The sequence below is a fragment of the Mycobacterium sp. genome (genome assembly GCF_032161845.1).
Taxonomy (GTDB): Bacteria; Actinomycetota; Actinomycetes; order Mycobacteriales; family Mycobacteriaceae; genus Mycobacterium.
In genome coordinates, this window is record NZ_JAVRQA010000245.1 from 1 (window position 1) to 2,829 (window position 2,829).

Consider the following 2,829-nt stretch of genomic DNA (forward strand, 5'->3'; position numbering starts at 1 on the left):
CCGAAGCGTCGGAACTCGTTCTGCACGTCGGCGAAGCGCGGATCGGTATCCGTGAGTTGATTGACGGCAATCATGATGCCGATGTTCTGCTTGAACATGTTCCAGTAACCCGTCACCACCGCGGTGAAGAACTGCTGGTCATCGGGCGAGGAGGGCAGATGCACCGTGAGCCCCGACGGCATGACGACGTCGACCAGGAACGAGTGGGCCAGCGAGGCCAGCAGATCTTCCTTGTCGCGGTAGTAGCGGTAGAACGACGCCGTCGTGCGGCCGGCCGCCGACGTGATGTCTGCCAGGGTGGTGCCGTGAAAGCCTCTCTCGGCAAACAGTTTTCGAGCAGACGCGTCGATCGCGTCACGGGTCTGACGGCCCTTCGCCGTCAAGGTGTCCGATGCCATGGCCGTTAGCCCAGAATGCGATCGCCCGCGCGCAGCAGTGCGCTGGGAAGGTCGTGGCCGACGACGTCGCGCGCAACGCCCGCTGCGTGAATCGCGGCCTGTAGGTCGACGTCGACGCTGATGCCGCTGTCGCGCAGCAGGTACACCAGATCCTCGGTGGCGATGTTGCCGCTGGCACCGGGGGCGAAGGGGCAGCCGCCGAGGCCGCCGACCGACGCGTCGAGGCGGGTGACGCCAGCGGTCACCGCGGCGTAGGCGCTGGCCAGTCCCGCGCCGCGGGTGTTGTGGAAGTGCGCGCCCAGCGGCAGGTCGCCGATCAGCGGTCGCAGGCGCTCGACCAAACCGGTCACCCGAAATGGTGTCGTGGTGCCGATGGTGTCCGCGATGGCGATGCGGTCCACGCCGATGTCGACGGCGGCCGACGCGATGTCCAGCACTCGACTGGGATCGGTGGGCCCGTCGAACGGGCAGTCCCAGGCGGTCGCGATGATCACCTCGATCGAGGCGTCGTGCTCGTGGGCGATTCGTGCGATGTCGGCGATCATGTGGGTGGAGTCGGCGGTCGACCGTCCAACGTTGGCCTGGCTGTGTCCGTCGGCGGCCGAGACCACGTACTCGATCGACCCCATGCCGGCGTCGACCGCGCGGCCCGCACCACCGGGACCGGCCACCAGCGCGGAGAACTCGACCCCGTGCGCCTCGCGGAGGCGGGGGAGCTCGGCCGCCAGCGCAGCCGCGTCGGCCAGCGCGGGCACCTTCGACGGCGATACGAACGCGGTGGCCTCGACTTCGCGAACACCCGTGGCGATCACGGCCTCGAGCAGTTGGAGCTTGGCCGCCAAGGGGATCGGGTTCTCGATCTGCAATCCGTCGCGGAGGCTTACCTCGCGGATGGTGACGTGTTTCGGCAGTGTCACAGCACGCCCTCCGCGCGCAGCGCGTCGAGCTCGTCTGGGGAGCGGCCAAGCAGCTCGACGTAAACCTCGGCGTTGTGCTGGCCGGGCTCGGCGGAGCCCGCGTTGCGGATGGTGCCGGGCGATTCGGAGAGCACGGGAATGACCCCCGGACCCTTGACGTTTCGACCGACCCTCTCGTCGAAGTGGTCGGCAATCATGCCGCGTGCCAGCAGCTGCGGATCGGTGACCACCTCGGCGACCGTGTTGATCGGGCCGCTGATCACTCCGGCCTCGCCGAGGGTCGCGATGATGTCGGCGGGCTGGCGTTCGATGGCCCATGCGGCGATGATCTTGTCGATCTCATCCTGATTGCGCCCGCGCGCAACGTGATTGACGAAGCGGTCGTCCGTCGCGAGCTCCGGCTGAACCATCGCCGCGCACAGTCGACGAAAGACCGTGTCCTGGTTGGCCGCGATCACCACCCAGCTGCCGTCGGCGGTCGGGTAGATGTTCGACGGTGCAATGCCCTCGAGTCTGGTGCCCGATGGACCTCGCACCACGCCACCGACGTCATAGTCGGGGATCGTCGATTCCTGGACGGCTAGACACGCTTCCGTCAGCGCGGCGTCCACGATTTGGCCCTCACCCGTGACCGTGCGGCGGTAGAGCGCGGCCATCGCGCCCTGTGCCGCGAACATCCCGGCCAGGCTGTCGCCCAACGAGAGTGCGAGCCGCGGCGGCGGCCCACCGGGGAAGCCGTTCATGTGTCGAAGGCCGCTGGCGGCCTCGGCCACCGACGCGTAGCCGGCCTTGTGTGCTTCGGGGCCGGTCTGGCCGTAGCCGGACACGCGCACCAGGATGATGCCCAGATTGCGTTGGCTCAGGACGTCGTAACCGAGGTTCCACTTCTCCAGCGTGCCCGGCCGGAAGTTCTCGACGATGATGTCCGACCGTTCCACCAGGTCGAGAAACAAGGCACGGCCTGCTTCTGCCCGCAGGTTGAGCGTGATCGCCTTCTTGTTGCGGGCGTGCACCGTCCAGAAGAAGTGGTGGCCGTCGAGTTCGGCCTGGCCCCACGTGCGCAGCGGGTCGGGAGCACCCGGCGGCTCGATCTTGATCACCTCGGCCCCCATGTCGCCGAGGAGCCTGCCGGCGAACGGGCCCGAGATGAGCGTGCCGACCTCGATGACGCGGATGCCGTCCAGTGGCCCGGTCGCCATCAGAGGCCGAACCCGTGGCGGTGCAACCAATCGGTGCAGATGCCGACGGCATGGCGCAGGGTGTCGCGCTGATCGGGTCCGGAGTAGTAGTGGTTGGCCCCAGGAATCTCGTGCATCTCCTTGTCGGGATGGCCGATGGCCGCGAACAGCCTGCGGGTGTGGCTCGGCGTACAGGCATCGTCGGCGAGGTTGCCGATCACGAGTGCGGGCACGGCGATGTCGGGCCCGCAGGCGACGGCGTCGCCGTTGGCGTCGTCGTAGCTCCACTGCGACAGCCAACTGCGCAGGGTGCAGAACCGTGCGAGGCCGACGGGT

General features: G+C 68.1%; 3 protein-coding genes and 1 pseudogene. All 4 read right to left on the reverse strand.

Annotation, left to right across the window (positions count from 1 at the left end):
- Window positions 1-398 (reverse strand): TetR/AcrR family transcriptional regulator (locus QOD90_RS14175; RefSeq protein ID WP_526350714.1); only part of this gene is annotated, 398 nt, incomplete at its 3' end.
- A 5-nt stretch (window positions 399-403) separates the two neighbouring features.
- A complete protein-coding gene (locus QOD90_RS14180; RefSeq protein ID WP_526350716.1) occupies window positions 404-1,315 on the reverse strand; it encodes a hydroxymethylglutaryl-CoA lyase in 912 nt (303 codons plus the stop codon).
- On the reverse strand, window positions 1,312-2,514 hold the full coding sequence (locus QOD90_RS14185) for a CaiB/BaiF CoA transferase family protein (RefSeq protein WP_526350718.1): 1,203 nt from the start codon (window positions 2,512-2,514) through the stop codon (window positions 1,312-1,314). The genes QOD90_RS14180 and QOD90_RS14185 overlap by 4 nt, the downstream gene beginning before the upstream one ends.
- Window positions 2,514-2,829, reverse strand: a pseudogene (locus tag QOD90_RS14190) (alpha/beta hydrolase); the annotation flags it as partial. The gene QOD90_RS14185 and the pseudogene QOD90_RS14190, both read right to left, overlap by 1 nt.